Genomic DNA, 23,333 nt, shown 5'->3' on the forward strand with positions numbered 1-23,333 from the left:
ATAGTTAGGGTCGCGGCACATGGCTAAGGGAGGAGGCGAAATGAGTCACGCTTTTCGGATCACACATGGTTACTCTAAACGAAAGCGCGAGCAGATCAGAGCGGCTGCTGGGATCATCGGCATCGATGATCCATACCTGTCGCGCATGGTCGACGAATTCTACGCACGCGTTCGCGCAGATGGGCGTCTTGGCCCAATCTTTGAGGCCGAGATTGGTGAGGATTGGGGCCCGCATCTGGAACGGATGAAAAGATTCTGGTCCTCTGTCGCGTTGAATACTGGCAACTACTCGGGCGAACCGGTGGTCGTTCACCAAGGGCTTAGCGGTGTTGAGCGCGGCGATTTTGACCTGTGGCTGAAGTTGTTTCGCGCCACGTTGCAAGATACGGCGTCCACACCAGAAGCCGTCGAATATATGATGATCCGCGCCGAGCGAATTGCGCAAAGCCTGATGATGGCGATGTTCGAGCGCACTAAAACGGGCGTGCCAGTTCTTCGATAAAATTGCCCGTGGTGCGCGAGCTGCTCACTTAGTCGCCGGATAAACGACCTTACCTTCTCCCGTTGCTACTGCCCCCAGCGTCGGCTTTGCCGCATCCTCTCGGCCGTTTCCCATCAAATGAATGACGCTGTGCCCGTTCAGTAACAGGTAATCTGCAATGATCCTGCGATGGCAGCGCCACCAGACAGCTTCGGCGCACATGATGGCAACAACGCGGTCTTGGCCGAGAGGGACAAGCGCGTCGTAGGCGTGTGCGAATTCACCCGACAGCGCGTAATCTGCGTAATTGTGAAAACTTTGGTTGCGCCAGAGCGCATTAACGCTCGCAGGTACATCGCGTTGGATTTGCCTTCGTCCGCCAAGATCGGAAAAATGACGATATCCGATCTGGCGCGACTCAAGTTCGCCCGGCAAGCTGTCGATGTTAAAGCAGGGGTTCGTGCGCGACCGCGGAAAACTACGCACATCCGCCACCAGATGCACACCCGCCTGTCGCAGGATATCAACGAATTCATCCAAGCTACGGCGTGAGTGGCCGGCCGTGCAAAACCCGCGCTCCATCAGTCGATCTTTGTCAGCGCGTTTTCCTTGTGGGCGGCGACGTGATCGGTCTTGTCGCTTTGGATTTCATATTGCGGACTCTCTTGTGATGCGCGTCTGTGATGTCCTTTGTAGTTGAAATCTCTGGTATGGATTTTGCTGATTTTACCGGTCACATATCCCGCTTCGGAATTCCATTTAACGTGGTCGCCGATCTTGAATTTGGTCATTTCGCATCCTCCTCTGCTCAGACAACCAAAGTTGTGGGGCGCAGGTTCCGCCACGGGGATAGGGACCTAACCGACGCGGTTTGCCGCTCTACTAGCGAGGACAAGAATTGACATGCCGATAGTGGCAGACGCCGTTGATCCAAGCAAAATTGCAAGTTTGATAGTGGCGAGCTGCGGTCCATCGAACGCGGCTGTCGCGATAAAGATCGACATCGTGAACCCGACACCGGCCAGAAAACCTGCGCCAACAAATTGCGGCCAGCTGATCTCGGACGACAGTTGCGCCCATCCCAGCCGTATCGCGCACCAACAGGCCAAGACAATGCCAAGCGGTTTTCCGATCATCAGGCCGAGCATCACACCCAAAGCCTCTGGTGCGAGCGGTAAGAAATTCGAACCGACCAGCAAGACACCAGTATTGACGAACGCGAACAGCGGCAGGATTAGAAAGTTGGTCCACCTCTCTAATGCGTGTTGCAGATGACGGCCTGGCTCGCGCAGCCGCGCGATGGCGTTTTCCATAGCGTTGACCGCAAAGTCGCCGATACCATCCCCAGCGGGCGTATCGTCCGGCTCGGCCGCATCGGCGATCACTGCGGCCTGCGCCGCAACCTCCGCGACATTGGCGGGTTGGCGCGCAGGGATCAGCATCGCTGTCAGTACGCCCGCCAGTGTCGCATGCAAGCCCGAGGTATGAATGAACCCCCATAAAATGAGGCCAAGGATCAGATAAGGTGTCAGCGCATATACCCGCGCGCGTCCCATCAGCGCCATGGCAGCAATACAGCCAAGCGCACCGAGCATCGGCATGACATGCAATCCATCCCCGTAAAACAAGGCTATCACGACGATCGCTCCCAGATCGTCGGCAATGGCCAAAGCGGCGACGAAGATCTTGAGCGAGTTTGGCACGCGGCGTCCCAGTACCGCCATCAGGCCCAATGTAAAGGCGATGTCGGTTGCCATTGGCACGCCCCAGCCATGCGCAGCCGGACCGTTCAAGGTAAACGCGGTGTAGATCAGCGCGGGCGCTATCATTCCGCCGATTGCCCCAATAATGGGCAGCATTGCGCTGGAAAGGTCGGACAAATCGCCGGATACCACCTCGCGCTTGATCTCGATCCCCACGATCAGGAAAAAGACCGTCATCAAACAATCGTTGATCCACTGCTCAACCGGCAATCCGAAACGCGCGTCGCCGAATTCCAGTGCAAAAACCGTCAGGCGCAGTTTTTCGTAAATTTCATGAAGGCCAGTATTTGCCACGATCAGTGCCGAGAGAGTGGCGAGGATCAAAAGCAAACCACCGGACGCTGCCCAGCCAAAAAAACGCTCGCTTGCACGCTCAGCGCGATAGCCAAGTGGCTGTTCAATCGCGTCCATGATCGACAATTCATCCCAAGCGCCGAAATAGGGCTCACCTTCGATAAACAAGGTAGGCGTGCGTGCAACATTTGCAGCTTTCGCCAATTCGCAATCTTTGGCGAGATGCGTTTTTACTGAATCCGATGTTAAATCCCGTTCGAACTGCGCCATATCCAGCTCGATCTCTTGCGCTAGATCTTCGATGTCGTTCTCAGCAAAGGTCTGGCCCCTGCGGAACAGCACCTGATGCATCTCCCAGAACTTGCCTTGCTGACCGGCAGCAATGGCAGCAAGCGACGCCCGGTCTGCATCGACATTTCCGGTTTGGGGATACTGGCGGTAGATATAGATAAGCTTGCCTTCGCGGCGATCCGCGATACGGCGCAGGATATCGCGCAAGCGGCGGCAGATATCAGAGGTATAGTCGCCGTAGAGCACGACTGACCGATCGCAATTTGGCACGCCAAGGTAAAAATCGCGATCAGCGTCAAAATGGCTGCTCTTGGTGTGACCCATATCGTTGTTCTTTCCCTGCAGCGCGTTGGCTCTGACGTCCAGCATTCTCCTGAAACTATTCAGATGCAATGATGTGGGGAATGTTTTCAGCCTCAAGGCATTCTCACGAGGCAGGTTAGCAAAAATACGGGAACCTTTCTGCTGCGCGTACATCCAACATGTCAGACACGCCAGCATTGGCCTGTCTGATGGAGTGTAGAAAGGAATATAAAATGACCCGTTTTTTTGCCTTCGCTGCTTTGGCATTGGCCTCGCTGGCTGCCACACCGGTTCTTGCACATGATCCGGCAGATGCTGTTGCGACCAATCCGCCGGATGCGCCCTACCAAAAGGTCAATACTCTGGTTCCGCTTCCGGAATTTCTGCCCGGCATTGGTGAGTTGTTCGTCGATCCGGCAACGCTGCCTGCCGGGCCTTTCGTGGCCTATAATCATGATGGTAAACTGGTCAGTACCATCTACATGATCCCACTATCACGGATGAACGCCGATACCAGTTTTGACGATCTCGCTGCACCGGGCGGCAATGTCGATCATGTGGATATCTATTTCAACGCAGGCCATCCCGGCGTCGAAGAGCCGCATGAACATATCGTGCTCTGGCATGTGCCCGTCGCGGGCGAAGCCAGCGTGGCTGAGTAAAATGGAACGTCGGAATTTTCTCTGGTGGGGCGGCGGCATGGCTGCCGTTTTCTCCCTCTCGCCCCGGCTCGCGATAGGCGGTTCGGTGGTAGAGATCGCGATGCAGGGGCGTCCCGATGGCTCCAAAGTGTGGTTCGATCCCTACGGCGTGCTAATCCAGCCCGGCCAGACCGTCCGTTGGACAAACAAAGACAAAGGAAACGCGCATACCGCCACGGCCTATGCTTTGGAAAACTATGACCACCCGCGCCGCATGCCTGAAGGGGCCAAGCCATTCGATAGTGACTACCTGTTGCCTGACGAGAGCTTTGAGGTGACGTTGGATGTGCCTGGACTGTACGATTACTTCTGCCTTCCGCATGAGTTGTCAGGCATGGTTGGCCGCATCGTCGTTGCAGCCCCTGAGCAGACCGGGTTTGCGGATTACCCGGACGGCGACCTGAATGCGGAGATCATCGCAGGGTTTCCGGCTGTCACGGACATTCTGGCACGTGGCAGCCTTCAAAAGGACGAATGACATGCGATCTGACCACGTTCCAGTCGGTGATAAGTGCAATGGGCTGGGCGAGACCGAACTAGTCGAGCAGGCGCGCGGCGGCAACGACTTGGCTGTCCGCGCGCTGGTGCAGCGGAACAACCAGCGATTGTTTCGGGTCGCGCGCGGTATTCTACGCGACGACGCGGAGGCCGAGGATACAGTTCAGGCTGCCTATGCGACGGCTTTTACCAAGCTGGACGGCTATCGCGGCGATGCCGCTTTTTCGACTTGGCTGACGCGGATTGTGATGAACGAAGCTTATGGTCGGCTGCGCCGTCGGCAGCCGGTTGTCGATCTTGCCGAGTACCGCGAAGGCGCGCGCGATATTCTTGATGGAGACGTGCCCAGCCCGATGACACAGCATCCAACAAACCCCGAAGCTGAACTTGGACGCGCCGAAGTGCGGAAATTTCTTGAGACAGCAATCGACGCGCTGCCGGAGCCATTTCGGTTGACCTACGTCATGCGCGATTTGCAAGGCATGACAACGCGCGAGGCGGCAGCTCTTCTTGGCGTCAACGTCGTCACGGTCAAAACCCGGCTATTTCGCGCCCGCCGCCTGTTGCGCGCGGACCTGCGTCGGAGCGTGGCCAGCGAATTTCTAGGTATCTTTCCGTTTGACGGTGCGCGATGCGCCGGAATGGCCGACAGGGTCATCCGGTCGTTGACCGAGCATCGTGGCAACTGAACAGTCGTTCTGCGCATCCGGCACCGGACTTGCCCATAAATCAACAGTCTCGTTGCAAAACGCTGCTCAAGCTCAATGTTACACGAGCGGGTGTGGTGCAGCCGTTGAGCGTCCCACATTTCAGCATTTGGTTGCTCCATCACAGGCGCCAGCATGCGCAAGATGGGCATTACATCCGGCGCTTGCGGCTGGTATCAACTAGGCGCAGTATTTGCGCTATGCCAGTCGCGTCATTTAAAGTTGGCATTGATCCTACAGCCCGATCTGCAAGAATTTTGAGCATATTAAAGATAAATGAGGGCATCTGATGAGTGCCGAGACATCAAATAGCGATGTATCACTTCCCCTGACCGAAAACGGCTTGGGAGCACCCGATATTGCGGCGTCACGAGCGGCTGCCGGTAGGTCAAAGCTCTATCTGATACCGCTTTTTATGATAACGCTATTCACCGGTGCTGTGATCGGAATGTACTTCCAGCCGCCCGGACTTCGCATCTTTTTCAATGCGACGGGGCTCGAGCCAGGCGCAGGTACGCAGACGCCAATCGCCGTGGCGATTCAGAAGGTGACATCCCAAGAGGAAATCGCCGTTGTGAGTGAGGGTGACGTCGTGGCCTTGGGCCGGATCATCCCGCGGGGGGATGTTATTCAGGTCGCGACGCCTTCGGGTGCGGGGGACGCCCGGATCGCGCTTATCGAAGTAGCCGAGGGCGACCAAGTCGGTGCTGGCGACGTGCTGGCAGTTCTTGATAACCTCGCGCAGTTCCAAAGCAGCATCGCATCGGCTCGTGCGAATATCGCCGTTCGGGAGGCAATCCTGTCACAAACGCGCGCCTCAATAACGGCCAGCCGGAATGAGGCGCGCGCCACGTTAGAGCGTGCAGAGGCAACAGCGGCCGCAGCCCAGTCAGATCTGGAACGGACAACATCGCTTTTTGAGCGCGGCGTCGTGACGCGTGCCGACTTCGATCAAATTGTAACCCGCGCCACTGAGGCAGGCCGCGATGTTGAGCGCGGATTAGCGACACTGTCCCGGTACGAAACAGGATCGGAAAGCGTCCAGGCAGACATTGCTGTGGCAAAGGCCAACTTGGAGGCCGCCCAGACTGATTTGGCGCGCGCAGAGCAGGATTTGGAACGTGCTTATGTGCGCGCCCCGGAGGCAGGCGTGATTTTGAACATCAATGCCCGCGTCGGAGAGAGGCCAAGCAGTTCGGGCATAATTGACCTCGGGGACACCACGCAAATGACGGTCGAAGCTGAGGTCTATCAAACCTTGATAGGCCGCGTTTCTATCGGCGATCCGGTTACTGTATCCGCTGAGGCGCTGGGCCGGGATTTGTCCGGTGTGGTGTCGGCTATCGGCCTTCAGATCGGGCGCCAGTCCATTACGTCGAGTGATCCGGCGGCCAATACAGACGCGCGTGTGGTTGACGTGATCGTCGCGCTTGACGCCGCCTCATCGGCGCTCGCGCAAAGATTTACAAACCTCGAAGTGGTGGTCCGGATCGACGCCGGCCGCGTAGAATGAGCCGAGTGTTGGCCTATCTGTTCGGGCGATTGCCGATAGGCTGGCTTCAGCTTTCACACAATAGAGGGCGGCTGCTTGCCGCTGTGGCAGGGGTGGCATTTGCGAACCTTCTGGTGTTCATGCAACTGGGGATTTTGGGTGCATTGAACGGCTCCACGATCGCCCCCTATTCAATGTTGAATGCCGACATCATTCTCTCATCCACAGACGGCAACACCCTCACCGATAGCGGCAACATCGCACGGACACGAATGTTTCAGGCTTTGGGAATTCCCGGCGTTACGTCGGCGGCCCCGCTTTATGTCGGCACGCTGCCGTTTAGCATGGCGGATGGCACGTTTGTTTCGTTGTTGGCATTTGGGATGGACACATCCCATCCCACGTTTGCATCGCCAGTTATTGCAGCCTCACTTGGCCGCTTGGACATCGAGAATACGGCGCTTCTTGATACGCAAACGCGCGGGGTGCCCGCATCCGCATTCGAGGGTCTGGCCGCGGGTCAGCCATTTTCATTTGAAGTGAACGGCCAGACCATAACAGCCATTGGGGCGATTGAGGTTGGCGGCGGCTTTCTAGCCGATGGCACAATCGTCATGTCGGACCAGACGTTTCTCAGATTTTTCGAGCAGCGGACAAGTGGCACACCAAGTCATATTTTGATCAAGGTCGACGACAATATATCTGTTGATCGGGTCGTCGGACGGATCGAAATGGCCCTTCCATCGCAAAGTGTGAAGGTGAAAACCATTGAAGCTGCCGCCCGCGCCGATCTGGCGTTCATGTCGACGCAGCGCCCGACAGGTATCATCTTTGGCTTTGGCGTTTTGATTGGAATCATTGTTGGGATCGTCATCGTTTATCAAGTGCTGTCGACAGACGTGGCAGACCACCTTCGCGAATACGCGACTTTCAAGGCTATGGGGTACGGCCAGTCCTTTTTCCTGGGTATTGTCTTTGAGGAGGCCATTGTGCTGGCGGTGTTCGGATTTATTCCGGGGTTTGCCGTGTCCCTCGGATTGTACGCGGGCCTCAGTTCGGTGACGAATTTACCTGTAGCAATGGACGCCAGTCGCGCAATCCTCGTCTTCTTGGGGACATTGACCGCCTGCACGCTTTCGGGCGCAATCGCGACGCGCAGGCTGGCCGGCGCAGATCCAGCGGATTTGTTTTAGTGCCCGATAGCGATCCGATCAATGTGGCGGGCCTGAACCATTTCTTTGGCGCGGGCGAGGCCAGAAAGCAGGCCATCTGGGAGGTTAATCTAAACATTGTCCGCGGGAGCCTGACAATCTTGATGGGGCCATCGGGGTCTGGGAAAACAACCCTTTTGACGTTGATGGGATGCTTGCGCGACGTGCAGGAAGGCAGCGTAAGATTGCTCGGACAAGAATTAAATGGATCTGACGACGCTCAGTTGATGCTGCTCAGGCGGCGCTTAGGGTTCATCTTTCAGGCCCACAACCTGCATGAAAGTCTGACTGCATCACAGAATGTTCAAATGGGATTGCAAGTCCATGGCGCAGGCAGTCCTGCGGCTCAGCTGGCGGCCACCCGCCACATGCTGGATATTCTCGGTCTGGGCGACCGGATGGATTATTTGCCCTGCAATTTGTCTGGCGGTCAGAAACAGCGCGTCGCAGTCGCCCGCGCATTGGTGTCAAACCCCGAGATTGTCTTTGCTGATGAGCCGACTGCAGCGCTCGATAAAGAGTCTGGAATGAACGTCGTGGCAATGCTGAAGGGTCTTGGCGAGCAGCGCAAAACCACGACGGTGATGGTGACACACGACAACCGTATTCTAGAGCTAGCAGACCGGATCATCACGATGGAAGAAGGCCGCATTATTGGGGATACCCAGCCGTAGAAAGCGCGCCCATCGTAGGTTGTGATCCTCAATGGCGGTTCTCCGCTTTTTCCCAAATCCGTGTCCAAGCGACACGTTCCGCCGGTCTGGCCAGGCCGTCACGTTCAAGTCGGCGCAACAGGTGCAAGATCCCGCTATTGCTCATGCCGAGGGCATCCCTCAGTTCCGATTGCGTGCGCGGCCGCTCCAGCGCCTTGAGGACATAGCGCCTGCGCACATCTGCACTCCGGCTCGCTGGTCGAGATCTTCTTCTGCTGAGTGCATCGGGCATCACTCAGTCTCCGGTTTTTGCAGGGGGGCATCGTTAATTGCGGCCAGTGCATCATCGGATGTCGCCGCATAGTTTACAAAAGGCTTCTTTAGACCATGTGTGACGAAAACGCGCTGAATATCCCGGCTCGCTCCGGTCAGCCAAAGCGCGACGCCCTGCTTGCGAGCCTTGTGCGCCAGCCCTTCGATCATGTTTGCACCAGTAGAATCGAGAAACGGGACCGACGAGAAGTCAACGATCAGAGCCTTGTGGTTGTCCTGTATGCGATCCAGCACCGACCCGATGGAGGCCGTAGCCCCAAAGAATAGCGCGCCGGTGATGCGATATATCACTATATCAGGGTTCGCGACGCTCTCTTCGTCGTAAGGCGCCGTAGTCCTTGACGCATCCGCCTGATCAACGCTGACGAACGGCGAGTGGGTTGAGACCGCCGTCGTGCGGCTCATGCGCTGAATGAACAGAACCGAGCCGAGCGCGAAGCCGACGGTAATGCCTTCGGTAAGATCGCGGAAAATCGTAAGAAAGAAGGTGGCGCCCAATACGATCGCCTCGCCCCAACCCGACCGAACCAGAATTGCAATGGCTGGTCCCTCAATCATATTCCAGGCGACAATCGCTAGCACGCCAGCCAGTGCCGCAAGCGGAATGTAGGCCGCAAGCGGTGCCGCGATCACCATGAAAAGCAGAATGAACACCGCATGAAGAATACCGGCCACGGGTCCATGCGCGCCTGAGCGCACATTTGTAGCGGTCCGCGCTATTGTGCCAGTGACGCAGAAGCCACCGAAAAGCGACGCTCCGACGTTGGCAACGCCCTGCGCAACAAGTTCGCAATTTGACCGATGTCGGCGCCCTGTCATGCCATCTGCCACGACAGCCGAAAGCAGCGACTCGATCGAGCCAAGGAGGGTGAATGAGATGGCTGCTGGCAGAACCGCAGTGATTTTGTCCATAGAAAAGGCAGGAAGGCTAGGCATCGGCAAAGCTGACGGAATGCCGCCAAATTTCGTTCCGATTGTCTGGATTGGCAGACCCAATAGCGCCGTCGCTGTCGCAGCGAGAACGACTGCGATCAGCATCCCCGGCCAACGCGGTCGAAACTTGCGCAACATGAGAATGATTGCGACGGTTGAAACAGACACCCCGATAGCGGACGGCGTAAGACTGTCACGAGCAGCCCACAGCACCGGCAGCTTCTCGATCAACTCACCTGGCTCATGATCAATCGACAGCCCGAAAAGCTCTTTGATTTGGCTTGCAAAAATAATGACAGCAATGCCGGCCGTAAACCCGACGGTAACGGGAAACGGGATGAATTTGATAAAGGTACCCAAGCGCAGAAAACCGGCCGCTGTTAGCATCAGACCAGACAGGAATGTGGCAAGTATCAATCCATCCATGCCGTGCAGAGCCACAGTTGCCGCCACAAGAACAATGAAAGCACCAGCAGGACCGCCGATTTGAAATCGCGACCCTCCAAGCAACGAGACGAAGAAGCCGCCGATGATTGCAGTATAAAGCCCCTGCGCTGGCGTCGCACCGGAGGCAATGGCAATCGCCATCGATAGCGGAAGCGCGACGATGGCGACCGTAAGTCCGGCGATAGCATCGGCCCGAAGATGGGTCAGACGATACCCCTCGCGCAGAACAGTCACGAGCTTTGGTGTGTAGAGCTCGGCGAAGGTTGGTTTATCGCCGGTTTGGCTTGTGGCTGTTTTCATTTTTGGGCCGCACCTTGGTCAAGGGGGCGGCGGGATCGTCGGCTAATCGTCGGCGGTCGCCGTCGCAGATGTCTTTGCTTAGGGCTTCGGGGTTTTGGATTTCAAACGCACGCCGCGCCCGCCTTCTGGGCTATTTGCGCCGTCGCTGATCAAATCCACCCCCGCAAAATCAAGCGCTTCGACCACCTTTGTAAGGCTGTCCACCACTCCGCGAACATTGCCGGAGCTGGACTCCATGCGCTGGATTGTAGGGACAGACAGACCGGCAAGACCGGCCAAAGTCTTCTGGTCGATGTTAAGAAGTGCACGCGCGGCACGCATTTGGGCGGATGTAATCATACTATGCTTATCTTGAGTTGTAGAATCATTGTTTAGAACGTGATGTTTGATATGTCAAATATGATTAATGATAAGCAGGGCCTTATCTTTTGCGATGCGGGTGTCAAATTGCCGATACAACTGGCTATATAGTTGCACTCGCTGGTGTCGGAGCGACGTGAGCTAGTTGGCTTGCCGCGAAGTTGAGACAGTCCTTTATATCGCGCTTGGGCACAAAGCACCGTGCAGTTTGTCCGTAGATGGAACTGATTGCGTCTCGGGTCAGGTCTGTGGAAAGTTCGGGGAACAGGGCGAATATCTCATCGCGCACATCTAAATCCATCATCTTGAGCCCCATCGGACCTGGGTAAAAGCTCTCGGAGGGCGCGTTCTCTGCAAAGATGATCTGGTGAACGTCGAACATCACATGGATGTAGGTCACCCTTTTTTTACCGTTCGCAATACGAATACCCTTCGTTGTTTCGGCCAAGTGCTTGGCCCGAGCCAATTGAGTTTCACGGCCAATCAGCATTCCGTGCTGGGGGGAGACCAACAGATCCCGCTCAACGCCCAAGACGCCGCGCTGGATCAGGATCGGACGCAGGCGCGGGTGCTTGGCAAGTTCGGCGCTGTTCAAACTGCGTTTGCCGATCCAGCGGATTGGTTGAGGGCCGTTATCCATGGTGCAGACCAGATCGCCAACGGCGAGTTCATCAATCAACGTGTCACCGGTTGGCGTGCGAATAGCGGTGCCCGAAGTGAAGCATACAACACCCGTGTTTTCCTGAGTAAAGCTGGAGTTGTCGGCAGACGCGCCCTGCATCCGCATAGAACGGCTGCCGAACTGATCGTTGTCGGAATAATCAGTGCTTCGCCCTCTGGTATCCGTAGTGTTCGATTGGTTTAGGATCTGGTCGTCGGCCTGATCGGCGTGAAGTTCAGATATGTGGTCGTAATATCCACTCAGATCGATGAAGTCATTATTTGTGCTGTCACCGTCATTCAGCGTGCCAGAATTGCCTACGTTGAAATCCGTGATTGTGTCGTTGCCATCCGACATCTCAAAGACGTCGTTGCCGTCACCACCTGTCAGGCTGTCATTACCGGACCCACCATCAAGCGTGTCGTCGCCTTCGCCGCCCTCCAGCGTGTCGTTGCCCAGGCCGCCATCAATGTCGTCCTCGCCCTGACCGCCAAATATTAAATCTGCGCCGCGATCCCCGATAAGAGCATCATCGCCCTCACCGCCGTGGATTGTATCGTCCCCCTCACCGCCATACAGGGCGTCGGCCTCAAGCCCGCCTTCGATTGAATCTGCGCCGTCGTCACCGAGGATAGTGTCGTTGCCTTCGCCGCCCCTTAGCGTGTCGTCGCCCGCGCGCCCCCGCAGGTAGTCGTCGCCGTATTCACCATCAATCTTATCCTGACCTGCGCCGCCGTCGATTGTATCGCCGCCGCGCCCGCCGATAACTGTATCGTTGCCGCCGCCAGCGTCGACTTTAATCCCAGGCGCGTCTCCGTGTAAGCCTGAGTAGGTATCTGAGCCGTCGACACTGTCATTCTGATCCGTGAGGATCAAATGCTCAATCTCTGAGAAGGTTATCGTGTTGGCGCCGTCAGTGATTGTGCCTGAATCGGATTCGCTGCTGTGGTAGGTGACGGTTACGGGGCCGGAGAGGCCGGACAAATCGATGGTGTCATTGTCAGTGCCGCCCTCGCCGCCGATGATCGTATCGTTGCCAGACCCTTCGGTGATAAGAAAGGTATCGGCGTCGTCACCGCCATCAAGTAGCTCGTCGCCCTCCCACGATTCCAGCGTGTCGTTCCCGGCGCCGCCAAGAAGCGTATCGCGTCCGGTCCAGCCTTGTAGCGAGTCATCGCCGTCGCCGCCCATGACCAGATCGTCCTCACTGCCGCCCAAAACAGTGTCGTTGCCGGCCCCGCCGTCAATCGTGTCGTAGCCACCCCAACTGTCGATGAAATCGTCACCATCCCCGCCGGAAATGCTGTCGTCGCCGAACGTTCCGTAGGCCGTGTCGTTGCCATCGCCAAGAAGAATAGTAGCGTCGGCCGAGCTTTCCCGCCCATCGACATAATCCGCCCCGTCGGTGGTGATGATCGTCTCGATTTCGGAAAACCCGATTGTGTCGGTGCCGTCGGTGACCGTACCGGCCTCGTCCCCGCTAAAGGTAACAGTCACAGGGTCCGAAAGCAGGCTCAGATCCAGACTATCGTCGTCCTCACCGCCGCTTATCGTATCGTTGCCAAAGTTGTCGTGGAGCTGGATAGTATCGCTGCCTGCGCCGCCGTCGACGCTATCGGCGCCACCCCACAGGCTTATATAGTCGTCGCCGTCGCCACCGAGGATGGTATCGTTGCCTTGGTCGCCCTCTATCGTGTCGTTTCCGGCGCCGCCGTCAATATAGTCATTCCCGCTCCAACCCCGCAGGCTGTCATCATCATCCGTACCCAAAATATCATTATCGGGATCAGGATCGTAGCTTTGGCTTTCCAGATTTGCGTATTCGGGCTGGCTCGACGGCGTAACATCAGACGTTGAATAGGTGTAGGTATTGCCAGGTTGCAGCGGCCCGTCAGCGACATAGCCAACGACCGTCCCGCCGATCATCACCTGATAGATCGTGACCGTTGATCCATATTCGTCGGTAAGCGTATAGCCTTCTTCCAGATAGCTCTGCCCACTGGCGACCACGTTGCCATCGCCGTCACGAACTGTTGTCACCTGCTGTGTGGGATCATCTGTTTCTTGATTGCTATGCGCAGCCCCGGACCAATGGGGGTCTTCGTCAAAAATCTCGAAACTCAGGGCCGCACCCGCGTCGTAGAGCGAGTCGATGCGCAGCCGCGAGCCTTGCAAAAAGGAGATGTCGGATGGCGAAAAGCCAGCAAAATTGTGTGTGGGCATTCGGTCATCCTGCGTTAGTGAATACTGACCAATCTGCCAGTCAACTAGGCACAGAAGTTACGCCTCAAAAGTAAATCATCAGCCCTGCCAAACCCACTCCGGGCGGTTTGTTTTTTGCCAATTTGTATAAATTTCTGGCGGGTCAGCAGGGGGTCGATAGACCGTTGGTAGTCGCGCCCGCCCAGTCGACGTTAGCCTGTGTCCGTTTGCCCGGCGCTGCCCGATCGGCGCTTACGCGACTGGCAGCGCCGGGCCTAGTGTAATGCTGGTCGTGTCCAGATGTGCGGCATAGGCCAGCACCTCGACCCCGGCGGCGCGGGCAGACACGAGTGCGGCCGCATAGGCCGGGTCGATATCGGCGGCAACGCCTGTGCGCCCGCAATCGCTGCGTTGAACCAAGTATAACAGGACGGCGCGGCTGCCTGTGCGCGCGACATCGGCCAGATCCGCCAGATGACGCGCGCCGCGCGCGGTCGGAGTGTCCGGAAATTCGGCAAGGCCGGTTTGACGGTTAAGTGTGACCGACTTCACCTCGACATAGGCATCTGGCAGCCCCGGCTCTTGCAATAGAAAGTCGATGCGGCTGCGCTCGCCGTACCGCTGCTCTGGGCGGATCGTGTTATAGGCCGCGAGGTCTGGAATGGCGCCCGCGCTCAGCGCCTCGCCGATCACCCGGTTGGCCGCGCCGGTATCGACACAGGCGAGATACCCGCCCGGCAATTCGACCAACCGCCAGCCATAGCGCAGCTTCTTGCGCGGATCGTCGTTAGGCTCCACCCAAATGGGCGTGCCCGGCTCGGCCAGCCCGGTCATTTTGCCGGGGTTGGCGCAATGCGCGGTCCGCTCGCTGCCGTCCTCCAGCCGGATGTCGGCCAGAAAGCGCTTGTACCGCCGGATCAGCACGGCGCGCAAAAGGGGGGTTTGAAACCGCATGGGCCGGGCCCTATACCCAAGGAGACGCCCGATCAAGCGGGCCAGCTCAGACAGACCGCGCCGCAGATCGCGCCAAGGAGGCCAGATGCCAAACCCAACCGCCGCGATGCTGGTCATCGGAGACGAAATCCTGTCGGGCCGCACCCATGACAGTAACACGCATCATCTGGCAGGTGCCCTGACCGCCGCCGGAATCGACCTGCGCGAGGGGCGCGTGGTCAGTGATGATGCGGACGCGATCATCGCGGCTGTGCAGGCACTTAGCGGCACATGGGATCATGTGTTTACCTCAGGCGGGATCGGGCCGACGCATGACGACATCACCGCAGATGCCGTCGCCCGCGCGATGGGACGCAGCATCGACGTGCGGCAGGACGCGCGCGCCATTCTTGTAGAGCATTACAAGAAGTCTGGGACCGAGTTGAACGACGCGCGCCTGCGCATGGCCCGCATCCCCGAGGGGGCGACCCTGATCGAAAATCCTATCAGCGCCGCGCCCGGATTTATCATAGGGAATGTGCATGTGATGGCGGGCGTGCCCAGCATATTCAAGGCAATGGTCGCCTCGGTCATTCCTACGCTTACGGGCGGCGCGCCGCTACTGTCGCGCAACATGGACGTTCAGCGGGGCGAGGGCGACATCGCCGCGCCCTTGGCCGAATTGGCGGCGCGGTTTCAGCAACTCACCTTCGGGTCCTACCCGTTTCAGCGCAATGGGGTTTATGGCACGAACATCGTCGCGCGCGGTCAGGATGGCGCCATGCTGGATGCCGCAGAGGCTGAGATGGCGGACCTGTTTGGATGATCGCTACCCCGCTGCCAGACGCGCGCGCACTCTATGATGTCGTCGGCGTTACGTGGCCTGCGTTTGCCTGCACGCGCGCCGGTCCTTGGACCTTGCGCGACGGGCGCGGCGGGGGCAAACGGACGTCGGCTGCGACCGCAGAGGCGTCAGCCCAGCCCAGCGATTTGCCCACAGCAGAGGCTGCGATGCGCGCGCTGGGCGAGGTGCCCCGGTTTATGATCCGCGGCGGTGACGAGGCGCTTGATGCCCTGCTCGAGGCTGCAGGCTATACTATCGTCGATCCCGTCAACATGTACGTCGCTGCGCTGGAGGGGCTGGACATGGCACCGCCCGCACCCACCGCCAGCTTTCATTTGTGGGAGCCGTTGGCGATCCAGCGCGAGATCTGGGCAGATGGCGGCATCGGGCCAGAACGGATTGCAGTTATGATGCGCGCGGCCGGCCCCAAGACCGCGCTGCTTGGCCGCGACGCAGGGCACGCAGCGGCCACGGCATTTGCTGCTATACATGCGGGCATCGCCATGGTGCACGCGCTGGAGGTGCTGCCAGATCACCGGCGGCGCGGCATTGCGCGAACCCTGATGGCCGAGGCGGCTATTTGGGCGCGCGGGCAGGGCGCACGGTATCTGGCTGTGATTTGTACGGCGGGCAACACGGGCGCCAACGCGCTTTATACTGGGATGGGGATGACCATGATCGGTCGCTATCATTATCGCCAACATCCGCAAGGGGATGCATGATGCGCGCGCGCCTGTTTCTACCGTTGGTGGCGCTTGGTCTTTGGCCCAGTTTGGCAGCGGCGGTCGATCTGTCCTTGCCGCCGGGCGCCGTAATGGCGCGCGAGCAGCGCGATGACGCGGGCAGTTATGCGCTACCCATTGGGCCATGGGCGAATGGCGCAGTGCCGGTGCACGAGGTTCTAGGCGGTGTCACGCGGCAAGCGTGGCGGCTGGGCGGTGCGTCCGCCACCACGCTACAGATGATGGATACGCTTGAGGCGCAGTTGGTGGCTGCGGGATATGGCACGATGTTTCGCTGTGATGATGCGCAATGCGGAGGCTTCGACTTTCGGTTTGCGATTCCGGTGCTGCCGCCGCCCGAAATGTTTGTGGATCTGTTCGACTACCGCTTTTTGGCGGCCGGACTGGGTGAGGGCGCGGATGCAAGCCACATCACCTTGCTGGTCAGCCGGTCTGGGGCGGCGATCTATCTACAGATAACGCAGATCGTTCCGGGCCCTGCAGGGGCGGTACCGCCGGCGGTGGGCAAACCTGCGGTCTTGGCGCAGCCGAATGTCGGCGGTGCGGATGTCTCAATCGCATCGCTGAAGGCGGGCGGGCGCGCGGTTTTGGCGGATCTGGATTTCGGCACGGGCGCGGCGGCGCTCGGCGCGGGCCCGTTCGCCTCCCTTGCTGCGCTTGCGGAATATCTGAAGGCGGATCCAACTCGGCGCATCGCGCTGGTTGGCCATACTGATACCGTCGGCGACTATGACGGCAACCTCGCCCTGTCACGCCGCCGCGCCCGCGCAGTAATGGAGCGTTTGGCCAAGGAATACGGCGTCCCCGCCGCCCAGATGGAGGCCGAAGGCATCGCCTATCTGGCCCCCCGCGCGTCCAACACAGGGCGCGCCGGCCGCGAGACCAACCGCCGCGTCGAGGCTGTGCTGCTAAGCGGAGATTGAACACCGCGCTGCCTCTGGCCCTTTGGCCTCTGGCACATTAAGTAAGGCCGAAATTCGCAAACTATGAGGCCTCGATATGCAACACCACCATAGCGGACGCACCACACGCGACGGCATCCGCATCCACGAGGCGGCTGATTTTGCGGGTATGCACAAGGCCGGCGCACTGGCGGCGCGGATTTTGGACGATATCGCGCCGCACGTCGCGGTGGGCCAGACAACCGGCGCGCTGGATGCGATGATCGAGGGCATGGTGGCTGACGCTGGCGCGACCTCGGCCACAATCGGCTACAAAGGCTACCAACACGCCAGTTGCATTAGCGTAAATCACGTTGTTTGCCACGGAATTCCCGGCAGTCCGATCCCCAAGCTGAACACCGTCAGCCGTGATCTGGAAAAGCGGCGCAAGGATGACACGCTGAAGGATGGCGATATCCTGAACATCGACGTCACCGTGATCGTCGACGGCTGGTTCGGCGACACCAGCCGCATGTATGTCGCAGGCAAGGCCAAACCGTTCGCCGAGCGGCTGATCCAAGTAACACATGACGCCCTGATGAAGGGGATCGAGGCTGTGCGCCCCGGCAATACCTTTGGCGATATCGGCCACGCCATTCAGGCCTATGCCGAGGCGCATCAGACCTCCGTAGTGCGCGATTTTTGCGGCCATGGGCTGGGGCAGGTGTTTCATTCGCCGCCCAATGTGCTGCATTTTGGGCGGCCCGGATCCGGGTCAAAGCTGGAAGAAGGCATGTTCTTTACCATCGAGCCGATGATTAATCTGGGCCGCGCCAACACCGAGGTGCTGGCTGACGACTGGACCGCTGTGACGGTCGACAAATCGCTATCGGCGCAGTTCGAGCACTCAATCGGCGTGACGGCGGACGGGGCCGAGATCTTCACCCTGTCGCCCGGCGGGCTGTTTCATCCGACATCGGGCTGATAAGGCCGGGGCGCGCTAACGGCCAGCGTTGCGCGCTGTGATGGCCCGCCCTGCGGCCACGCCAGAGGCCCATGCCCACTGGAAATTATAGCCGCCTAACCAGCCGGTTACGTCCATCGCTTCACCTATGACATAAAGGCCGGGCTGCGTGCGCGCCTCCATTGTTTTGGATGCGATGCCCCCTGTGTCGATGCCGCCCATGGTAACCTCAGCGGTACGGTACCCTTCGGTGCCGCCGGGGGTCAGGTGCCAGTGGCGCAACTTTTCGCAAAGGTTGCTCAACGCTGCGTCGCTTTGATCGGCGAGGTTGCCCGCCGTGGCGGCGCCCAACTGCTGCGGCAGCGCTGCGATCAGGCGGGCGGGCAGGTGGCGCGACAACTCGGTTGTCAAGTTGTGGCGCCCCTTCTGGCTGCGCTGGGTGCGCAGCGTCTCCAGAAGGGTACCGGATGGGTCGAGGTCGATGGTAACCGGCGTGCCCTCCTGCCAATAGGACGACACTTGCAGCATCGCGGGGCCCGACAGGCCGCGATGGGTGAACAACATTGCCTCATCGAACGATGTGCCGCCTGTCGATGCCCGAACGGGCAGGGCGGTGCCTGCCAGATCGGCAAATCGCCCATCCGGAAAGGTAAACGGCACAAGGCCCGCGCGCGTTTCGGTGACATCCAGTCCAAACTGACGCGCAATATCGTAGGCAAGGCCGGTCGCACCCATTTTAGGGATCGACTTGCCGCCGGTTGCCAGCACGATATTGCGGGCGGTGACGGTGTGGCGCTTTCCCTCGCGCTCAATCTCGGCGCGAAAGGCGGCACCGTCGTGGCTGAGCTCTGCTAGCGAGGTTTGCAACCATAACTCCGCGCCGGCGCGCGTCATCTCGGCGCGCAGCATGGCGACGATATCCTTGGCCGAATTGTCGCAAAAAAGCTGGCCGAGCGTTTTCTCATGCCACGCGATACCGTGGGTGCCAACGAGTTCGATGAAGTCCCATTGAGTATAGCGACCCAGTGCCGATTTGCAAAAATGCGGGTTGGCCGACAGAAAATTCTCGGGCGCGGTGTGCAAATTAGTGAAATTACAGCGCCCCCCGCCAGAAATGCGGATTTTTTCGCCCGGCGCGCGCGCGTGATCAATGACCAATGTCCGCCCCGCGCAGTGCGCCGCGCACATCATGCCGGCGGCACCGGCGCCCAATATCAGCGTGTCAATCTGCATGCTGCCGGACTGCCCGAAGGCAGCCGCGCGGTCAAGCGGTGCGTCTGCGCGCTTCCCTCCGGTCGCTTTGGCTGCTACAGTTATGTGATAGACCCCGAAAAGGGGCGATGTTCGAGGCAGAAGCGGCGGTTCAAATGACAGAAATGGTCTATGGATCGGCACCCGTGCGGGATGTCGAACCGGTCCTTCCTAAATGGTGGCGGACAATCGACAAGTGGTCGATTTCTTGTGTGCTGATGCTCTTTGGCGTCGGCCTGTTGCTTGGCTTTGCGGCGTCGCCGCCCTTGGCCGAAAAGAACGGGTTTGCGCCGTTCTATTATGTACAAAGGCAAATGTTCTTTGGCGGGATGGCGATGATTGCCATGCTGGTCACGTCAATGATGGGGCCAATGCTGGTACGGCGTCTGGCTATCCTTGGGTTTTTGGTCGCGCTGATCGCGCTGATGATGCTGCCATTTCTGGGCACTGATTTTGGCAAAGGGGCGGTGCGCTGGTATTCGCTCGGCTTTGCCTCAATCCAGCCCTCTGAGTTTCTGAAGCCGGGCTTTGTTGTCGCCGCCGCATGGCTGATGGCCGCCAGCCGCGAGATCGGCGGGCCCCCCGGCCTGAGTTGGTCGTTCTTTTTGACGCTGATCATCGTTGCATTCCTTGCGATGCAGCCTGATTTCGGTCAGGCGGCGCTGGTGCTGTTCGCGTGGGGCGTGATGTATTTCGTCGCAGGTGCGCCTATATTGCTGCTGGGGCTGATGGCGGGGATGGTCGTATTAGTCGGCTCGTTCGCCTATTCTAATTCCGAGCATTTCGCCCGCCGCATCGACGGCTTTTGGTCGCCTGACGTGGACCCGACCACGCAGCTCGGCTTTGCCACTAACGCCATTCAGGAGGGCGGATTTTTCGGTGTCGGCGTGGGCGAGGGGACTGTGAAATGGTCGTTGCCCGACGCGCATACAGATTTTATTATCGCAGTGGCTGCCGAGGAGTATGGACTGGTTCTGGTCATGTGCATCATTGCTCTTTATGCGACTGTTGTCGTCCGCTCTCTGATGCGGCTGATGCGCGAGCGTGATCCATTTATTCGCCTCGCGGGCACCGGCCTTGCCTGCATTTTTGGTGTGCAGGCTATGATTAACATGGGCGTCGCGGTGCGCCTGCTGCCCGCCAAGGGCATGACGCTGCCTTTTGTTAGCTACGGCGGCTCATCATTGATTGCGGGCGGTATTGCGGTGGGTATGCTCTTTGCGTTCACCCGCTCGCGTCCGCAGGGCGAGATCGGAGATCTGCTGAGGGGGCGCGCGAGATGAGCGACGGTCGCAAACAGCCGCTGATCGTGATGGCCGCTGGCGGTACCGGCGGCCATATGTTTCCCGCGCAGTCACTGGCCGAGCATATGCTGCGCGCCGGATGGCGGGTGAAGCTGTGCACAGATGCCCGCGGCGCGCGCTACACTGGCGGCTTTCCCCACACAACCGAGGTCGAGCAAATTGCCAGCGCCAGTTTTTCGCGCGGTGGTGTGGCGGCTAAGATGCTGGCGCCCTTTCGTATCTTTAGCGGCACGCTGGCCGCGACATGGCGGATGTGGCGCGACCGGCCCGATGTCGTAATCGGCTTTGGCGGCTATCCCACCATTCCGTCACTGACAGCGGCATGGATCCTGCGCCTGCCGCGCGCGGTGCACGAGCAGAACGGCGTGCTGGGTCGGGTGAACAGGTTCTTTGCCAAACGCGTCAATGCCGTCGCATGTGGCACATGGCCCACCGACCTGCCTGAGGGCATTGAAGGGTATCACGTAGGCAATCCCGTGCGCGCCGCAGTGGCCGAGCGGGCAGGCGCCGGATACATCCCGCCCGGCGATTATCCCATGTCGATCCTCGTCATCGGCGGCAGTCAGGGTGCGCGCATCCTGAGCGACGTGGTCCCGCCCGCCATTGCCAGCCTGCCGATGGACGTGCTGCGCAACATTCGCGTCGCCCATCAGGCGCGCGGCGAGGATCTGAACCGCGTCGCCGCATATTACGCGGAGGAGGGCATCGATGCCGATGTGCAGGAATTCTTCGGCGATGTGCCGACAAGGATGAGCGAGGCACAGCTGATCATCAGCCGCGCCGGTGCCTCCTCCATCGCCGATATATCTGTGATCGGGCGGCCCTCGATCCTGATCCCCTATGCGGCGGCGACAGGTGATCATCAGACTGCGAACGCGCAGGCGCTGAAGGGCGCGGGCGCCTCGATCCTCGTGCCTGAAAGCAGGCTGAACCACACCGCCCTGTCCGAACAGATCGAGACGATCATGACCAATCCACAAGGCGCCAGCCAGATGTCGCGCGCGGCGCTAAGCTGCGCCATGCCCGATGCCACACAGGATCTGGCAAACCTTGTCCAATTCATCGCGCAGAAAGGCACCGCCTAGATGAACGCAGCCACCAAACTTCCCGGCGATGTCGGCCCTATTCATTTCGTCGGTATCGGCGGTATCGGCATGTCCGGCATCGCCGAGGTGCTGCTAAATCACGGTTATACGGTGCAGGGCTCTGACCTCAAGACCAGCCCGTTGACCGATAGGCTGGCCGACAACGGCGCGCTCATTTTTGAGGGGCAGCGCGCTGAAAATCTGGCGAATGCGGAGGTGGTTGTCATTTCTTCGGCGATCAAGCCCGGCAATCCTGAACTGGACGAGGCCCGCAAACGCGGCCTGCCCGTCGTGCGCCGCGCCGAGATGCTGGCCGAGCTGATGCGCCTGAAATCCAATATCGCAGTCGCCGGAACGCATGGCAAAACGACGACCACAACCATGGTCGCGGCCCTGCTGGTTCATGGCCAGTTCGATCCCACGGTCGTAAACGGCGGCATCATCCACGCCTACGGCAGCAACGCCCGCGTTGGCGGGGGTGAATGGATGGTCGTCGAGGCAGACGAGAGCGACGGCACCTTCAATCGCCTGCCCGCGACGATCGCCATCGTCACCAACATCGACCCCGAGCATATGGAGCATTGGGGGACCGAGGCCGCACTGCACAAAGGCTTTGAGGATTTTGTCAGCAACATTCCGTTCTACGGGCTGGCCGTTTGCTGCACCGATGATGCGGATGTTCAGACGTTGGTGGGCAAGATTACCGACCGGCGCGTCATCACCTACGGGTTCAACGCGCAGGCCGATGTGCGCGCTCTGAACCTGCGATATGCCAAGGGGATCGCGCATTTCGATATTGCGCTGCAATCTGAGGGCAAGGTGATTGAGGGCTGCACCCTGCCGATGCCCGGCGATCACAACGTATCGAACGCGCTCAGCGCCGTGGCCGTTGCGCGGCACCTGGGCATGAAGACATCCGAAATCCGCGAAGCGCTTGCTGCCTTTGGCGGCGTCAATCGCCGCTTTACCCGCGTGGGTGAGGTGGACGGTGTGACCATCATTGACGATTACGGCCACCATCCGACCGAAATTCTCGCTGTCTTAAAGGCCGCGCGCCACGCCACCGAAGGGCGCGTCATCGCCGTGCATCAGCCGCATCGCTACACCCGCCTCAGCCATCATTTCGAAGAATTCTGCGCGTGTTTTAACGAGGCCGATGTCGTGGCAATTGCCCCCGTCTACGCTGCGGGCGAGGAGCCGATCGCAGGCGCCAGTCGCGACGATCTGGTGGCGGGCCTAAGAGATCACGGACATCGTGACGCGCACGCCATCGACGGCGAGGCGGGGCTGGCGGATCTGGTGCGCACCCATGCGCGCCCCGGCGACATGGTGGTCTGCCTCGGTGCCGGTACGATCAGTGGCTGGGCTAATCGCCTGCCAGATACATTAAAAACCCCGCAATTGCAGGAAGGATAGCCATGCCCTTATCGCTGATATTGGCCTGTCTTTGGGCACTGGGAGCGAATGTTTTGGCGATGACGCCTAGCCGGGATAAACATTGGCGCGCGGCCTATGTCCTTATTGGCGTGGGCATCCCAATCCTTGGATACGTGACCTACCAGACAGGGCCGCTGATGGGCTTTTTGTGCCTGTTGGCCGCGATTTCTATCCTGCGCTGGCCTGTCGTGTATCTGTGGCGCTGGATGCGCCGAAGCGCGGCAAGCGGGCCGGGGCTGGCCGAGGATTGATCTAATGGAT

At 59.3% G+C, this 23,333-nt stretch carries 24 protein-coding genes; 15 read left to right on the forward strand and 9 right to left on the reverse strand.

All coding sequences use genetic code 11. The features are described from left to right. The first annotated feature begins 40 nt into the window (after window positions 1–40). Window positions 41–502 (forward strand): group III truncated hemoglobin, encoded by a 462-nt coding sequence (locus MK6180000_RS03840; RefSeq protein ID WP_138933532.1) that lies wholly within the window; start codon window positions 41–43, stop codon window positions 500–502. 24 nt (window positions 503–526) lie between these two features. Here the strand turns inward: MK6180000_RS03840 and MK6180000_RS03845 are convergent, their stop codons facing one another. From MK6180000_RS03845 to nhaA, 3 genes are all read right to left on the reverse strand, one after another. Then, window positions 527–1,063, reverse strand: coding sequence for a DUF488 domain-containing protein (locus MK6180000_RS03845; protein ID WP_138933533.1), 537 nt, complete (start codon window positions 1,061–1,063; stop codon window positions 527–529). Further along, on the reverse strand, window positions 1,063–1,272 hold the full coding sequence (locus tag MK6180000_RS03850) for a hypervirulence associated TUDOR domain-containing protein (protein WP_138933534.1): 210 nt from the start codon (window positions 1,270–1,272) through the stop codon (window positions 1,063–1,065). Before MK6180000_RS03850 ends, MK6180000_RS03845 begins: the two co-directional genes overlap by 1 nt. 66 nt (window positions 1,273–1,338) lie before the next feature. Beyond that, window positions 1,339–3,198, reverse strand: coding sequence for a Na+/H+ antiporter NhaA (nhaA, locus tag MK6180000_RS03855; RefSeq protein WP_171054534.1), 1,860 nt, complete (start codon window positions 3,196–3,198; stop codon window positions 1,339–1,341). A 167-nt stretch (window positions 3,199–3,365) separates the two neighbouring features. Between nhaA and MK6180000_RS03860 the strand changes: the two genes are divergently transcribed. From MK6180000_RS03860 to MK6180000_RS03885, 6 genes are all read left to right on the forward strand, one after another. After that, window positions 3,366–3,794, forward strand: coding sequence for a DUF5602 domain-containing protein (locus tag MK6180000_RS03860; RefSeq protein WP_171054535.1), 429 nt, complete (start codon window positions 3,366–3,368; stop codon window positions 3,792–3,794). Between the two features lies 1 nt (window position 3,795). Beyond that, entirely contained in the window at window positions 3,796–4,311 is a 516-nt protein-coding gene (locus MK6180000_RS03865) for a plastocyanin/azurin family copper-binding protein (RefSeq protein ID WP_212751874.1), read from the forward strand. Window position 4,312: 1 nt separating this feature from the next. Next, a complete protein-coding gene (locus tag MK6180000_RS03870; protein WP_138933536.1) occupies window positions 4,313–5,020 on the forward strand; it encodes an RNA polymerase sigma factor in 708 nt (235 codons plus the stop codon). Window positions 5,021–5,327: 307 nt separating this feature from the next. Beyond that, complete coding sequence (locus MK6180000_RS03875) at window positions 5,328–6,551, forward strand: HlyD family efflux transporter periplasmic adaptor subunit (protein WP_138933537.1); 1,224 nt, start codon at window positions 5,328–5,330, stop codon at window positions 6,549–6,551. Next, on the forward strand, window positions 6,548–7,723 hold the full coding sequence (locus MK6180000_RS03880; protein ID WP_138933538.1) for an FtsX-like permease family protein: 1,176 nt from the start codon (window positions 6,548–6,550) through the stop codon (window positions 7,721–7,723). Before MK6180000_RS03875 ends, MK6180000_RS03880 begins: the two co-directional genes overlap by 4 nt. Further along, window positions 7,723–8,415, forward strand: coding sequence for an ATP-binding cassette domain-containing protein (locus MK6180000_RS03885; protein ID WP_138933539.1), 693 nt, complete (start codon window positions 7,723–7,725; stop codon window positions 8,413–8,415). Before MK6180000_RS03880 ends, MK6180000_RS03885 begins: the two co-directional genes overlap by 1 nt. 28 nt (window positions 8,416–8,443) lie before the next feature. On the opposite strand, the gene MK6180000_RS20990 is transcribed toward MK6180000_RS03885, so the two are convergent. The 5 genes from MK6180000_RS20990 to sfsA all read right to left on the reverse strand — a co-directional run bounded on the left by MK6180000_RS20990 (window position 8,444) and on the right by sfsA (window position 14,584). Continuing rightward, the gene (locus tag MK6180000_RS20990) at window positions 8,444–8,686 is read right to left on the reverse strand and encodes an ArsR family transcriptional regulator (protein WP_138933540.1); all 243 of its coding nucleotides are present in this window, start codon (window positions 8,684–8,686) and stop codon (window positions 8,444–8,446) included. Next, window positions 8,686–10,407, reverse strand: a complete 1,722-nt coding sequence (locus MK6180000_RS03895) for a SulP family inorganic anion transporter (RefSeq protein WP_138933541.1) — start codon at window positions 10,405–10,407, stop codon at window positions 8,686–8,688. The genes MK6180000_RS20990 and MK6180000_RS03895 overlap by 1 nt, the downstream gene beginning before the upstream one ends. Window positions 10,408–10,485: 78 nt before the next feature. Next, entirely contained in the window at window positions 10,486–10,746 is a 261-nt protein-coding gene (locus tag MK6180000_RS03900; RefSeq protein WP_138933542.1) for a helix-turn-helix domain-containing protein, read from the reverse strand. A 124-nt stretch (window positions 10,747–10,870) separates the two neighbouring features. Next, window positions 10,871–13,651, reverse strand: coding sequence for a Hint domain-containing protein (locus MK6180000_RS03905; protein ID WP_138933543.1), 2,781 nt, complete (start codon window positions 13,649–13,651; stop codon window positions 10,871–10,873). A gap of 231 nt (window positions 13,652–13,882) precedes the next feature. Then, the gene (gene sfsA / locus MK6180000_RS03910; RefSeq protein ID WP_138933544.1) at window positions 13,883–14,584 is read right to left on the reverse strand and encodes a DNA/RNA nuclease SfsA; all 702 of its coding nucleotides are present in this window, start codon (window positions 14,582–14,584) and stop codon (window positions 13,883–13,885) included. Between the two features lie 85 nt (window positions 14,585–14,669). Here sfsA and MK6180000_RS03915 point away from each other — a divergent pair, with 85 nt between their 5' ends. The 4 genes from MK6180000_RS03915 (at window position 14,670) to map (ending at window position 18,016) form a co-directional block, all read left to right on the forward strand. Continuing rightward, window positions 14,670–15,389, forward strand: coding sequence for a competence/damage-inducible protein A (locus tag MK6180000_RS03915; RefSeq protein WP_138933545.1), 720 nt, complete (start codon window positions 14,670–14,672; stop codon window positions 15,387–15,389). Further along, window positions 15,386–16,129: a GNAT family N-acetyltransferase gene (locus MK6180000_RS03920; protein ID WP_138933546.1), complete on the forward strand. Its 744-nt coding sequence runs from the start codon at window positions 15,386–15,388 to the stop codon at window positions 16,127–16,129. Before MK6180000_RS03915 ends, MK6180000_RS03920 begins: the two co-directional genes overlap by 4 nt. Continuing rightward, window positions 16,129–17,073, forward strand: coding sequence for an OmpA family protein (locus MK6180000_RS03925; RefSeq protein ID WP_138933547.1), 945 nt, complete (start codon window positions 16,129–16,131; stop codon window positions 17,071–17,073). The genes MK6180000_RS03920 and MK6180000_RS03925 overlap by 1 nt, the downstream gene beginning before the upstream one ends. 76 nt (window positions 17,074–17,149) lie before the next feature. Then, entirely contained in the window at window positions 17,150–18,016 is an 867-nt protein-coding gene (gene map / locus MK6180000_RS03930) for a type I methionyl aminopeptidase (RefSeq protein WP_138933548.1), read from the forward strand. A 15-nt stretch (window positions 18,017–18,031) separates the two neighbouring features. Here map and MK6180000_RS03935 read toward each other — a convergent pair whose 3' ends face one another. Next, window positions 18,032–19,228: a BaiN/RdsA family NAD(P)/FAD-dependent oxidoreductase gene (locus MK6180000_RS03935; protein ID WP_138933549.1), complete on the reverse strand. Its 1,197-nt coding sequence runs from the start codon at window positions 19,226–19,228 to the stop codon at window positions 18,032–18,034. A 134-nt stretch (window positions 19,229–19,362) separates the two neighbouring features. Between MK6180000_RS03935 and MK6180000_RS03940 the strand changes: the two genes are divergently transcribed. From MK6180000_RS03940 to MK6180000_RS03955, 4 genes are read left to right on the forward strand one after another with little or no spacing between them, the layout of a single operon-like run. Then, window positions 19,363–20,529, forward strand: a complete 1,167-nt coding sequence (locus MK6180000_RS03940; protein ID WP_138936328.1) for a peptidoglycan glycosyltransferase FtsW — start codon at window positions 19,363–19,365, stop codon at window positions 20,527–20,529. Next, window positions 20,526–21,635 carry a UDP-N-acetylglucosamine--N-acetylmuramyl-(pentapeptide) pyrophosphoryl-undecaprenol N-acetylglucosamine transferase gene (locus MK6180000_RS03945; protein WP_138933550.1) on the forward strand — a complete coding sequence of 370 codons (1,110 nt, stop codon included), beginning with the start codon at window positions 20,526–20,528 and terminating at the stop codon, window positions 21,633–21,635. The genes MK6180000_RS03940 and MK6180000_RS03945 overlap by 4 nt, the downstream gene beginning before the upstream one ends. Next, a complete protein-coding gene (murC, locus tag MK6180000_RS03950; protein WP_138933551.1) occupies window positions 21,636–23,051 on the forward strand; it encodes a UDP-N-acetylmuramate--L-alanine ligase in 1,416 nt (471 codons plus the stop codon). It abuts the gene before it with no gap. 2 nt (window positions 23,052–23,053) lie between these two features. Beyond that, on the forward strand, window positions 23,054–23,323 hold the full coding sequence (locus MK6180000_RS03955; protein ID WP_138933552.1) for a DUF2484 family protein: 270 nt from the start codon (window positions 23,054–23,056) through the stop codon (window positions 23,321–23,323). The last annotated feature ends 10 nt before the right edge of the window (window positions 23,324–23,333 follow it).

This window comes from Roseovarius arcticus, assembly GCF_006125015.1.
In the GTDB taxonomy this organism is placed as follows: Bacteria; Pseudomonadota; Alphaproteobacteria; order Rhodobacterales; family Rhodobacteraceae; genus Roseovarius; species Roseovarius arcticus.

Coding starts and splice junctions, on each gene's coding strand:
- MK6180000_RS03905 (WP_138933543.1), bottom strand. CDS start 13,651: ATGCCCACACACAATTTTGCTGGCTTTTCGCCATCCGACATCTCCTTT.
- MK6180000_RS03935 (WP_138933549.1), bottom strand. CDS start 19,228: ATGCAGATTGACACGCTGATATTGGGCGCCGGTGCCGCCGGCATGATG.
- MK6180000_RS03895 (WP_138933541.1), bottom strand. CDS start 10,407: ATGAAAACAGCCACAAGCCAAACCGGCGATAAACCAACCTTCGCCGAG.
- MK6180000_RS03840 (WP_138933532.1), top strand. CDS start 41: ATGAGTCACGCTTTTCGGATCACACATGGTTACTCTAAACGAAAGCGC.
- MK6180000_RS20990 (WP_138933540.1), bottom strand. CDS start 8,686: ATGCCCGATGCACTCAGCAGAAGAAGATCTCGACCAGCGAGCCGGAGT.
- MK6180000_RS03865 (WP_212751874.1), top strand. CDS start 3,796: ATGGAACGTCGGAATTTTCTCTGGTGGGGCGGCGGCATGGCTGCCGTT.
- MK6180000_RS03945 (WP_138933550.1), top strand. CDS start 20,526: ATGAGCGACGGTCGCAAACAGCCGCTGATCGTGATGGCCGCTGGCGGT.
- MK6180000_RS03920 (WP_138933546.1), top strand. CDS start 15,386: ATGATCGCTACCCCGCTGCCAGACGCGCGCGCACTCTATGATGTCGTC.
- MK6180000_RS03870 (WP_138933536.1), top strand. CDS start 4,313: ATGCGATCTGACCACGTTCCAGTCGGTGATAAGTGCAATGGGCTGGGC.
- murC (WP_138933551.1), top strand. CDS start 21,636: ATGAACGCAGCCACCAAACTTCCCGGCGATGTCGGCCCTATTCATTTC.
- MK6180000_RS03850 (WP_138933534.1), bottom strand. CDS start 1,272: ATGACCAAATTCAAGATCGGCGACCACGTTAAATGGAATTCCGAAGCG.
- MK6180000_RS03940 (WP_138936328.1), top strand. CDS start 19,363: ATGACAGAAATGGTCTATGGATCGGCACCCGTGCGGGATGTCGAACCG.
- MK6180000_RS03860 (WP_171054535.1), top strand. CDS start 3,366: ATGACCCGTTTTTTTGCCTTCGCTGCTTTGGCATTGGCCTCGCTGGCT.
- MK6180000_RS03915 (WP_138933545.1), top strand. CDS start 14,670: ATGCCAAACCCAACCGCCGCGATGCTGGTCATCGGAGACGAAATCCTG.
- nhaA (WP_171054534.1), bottom strand. CDS start 3,198: ATGCTGGACGTCAGAGCCAACGCGCTGCAGGGAAAGAACAACGATATG.
- MK6180000_RS03845 (WP_138933533.1), bottom strand. CDS start 1,063: ATGGAGCGCGGGTTTTGCACGGCCGGCCACTCACGCCGTAGCTTGGAT.
- sfsA (WP_138933544.1), bottom strand. CDS start 14,584: ATGCGGTTTCAAACCCCCCTTTTGCGCGCCGTGCTGATCCGGCGGTAC.
- MK6180000_RS03875 (WP_138933537.1), top strand. CDS start 5,328: ATGAGTGCCGAGACATCAAATAGCGATGTATCACTTCCCCTGACCGAA.
- map (WP_138933548.1), top strand. CDS start 17,150: ATGCAACACCACCATAGCGGACGCACCACACGCGACGGCATCCGCATC.
- MK6180000_RS03925 (WP_138933547.1), top strand. CDS start 16,129: ATGCGCGCGCGCCTGTTTCTACCGTTGGTGGCGCTTGGTCTTTGGCCC.
- MK6180000_RS03880 (WP_138933538.1), top strand. CDS start 6,548: ATGAGCCGAGTGTTGGCCTATCTGTTCGGGCGATTGCCGATAGGCTGG.
- MK6180000_RS03900 (WP_138933542.1), bottom strand. CDS start 10,746: ATGATTACATCCGCCCAAATGCGTGCCGCGCGTGCACTTCTTAACATC.
- MK6180000_RS03955 (WP_138933552.1), top strand. CDS start 23,054: ATGCCCTTATCGCTGATATTGGCCTGTCTTTGGGCACTGGGAGCGAAT.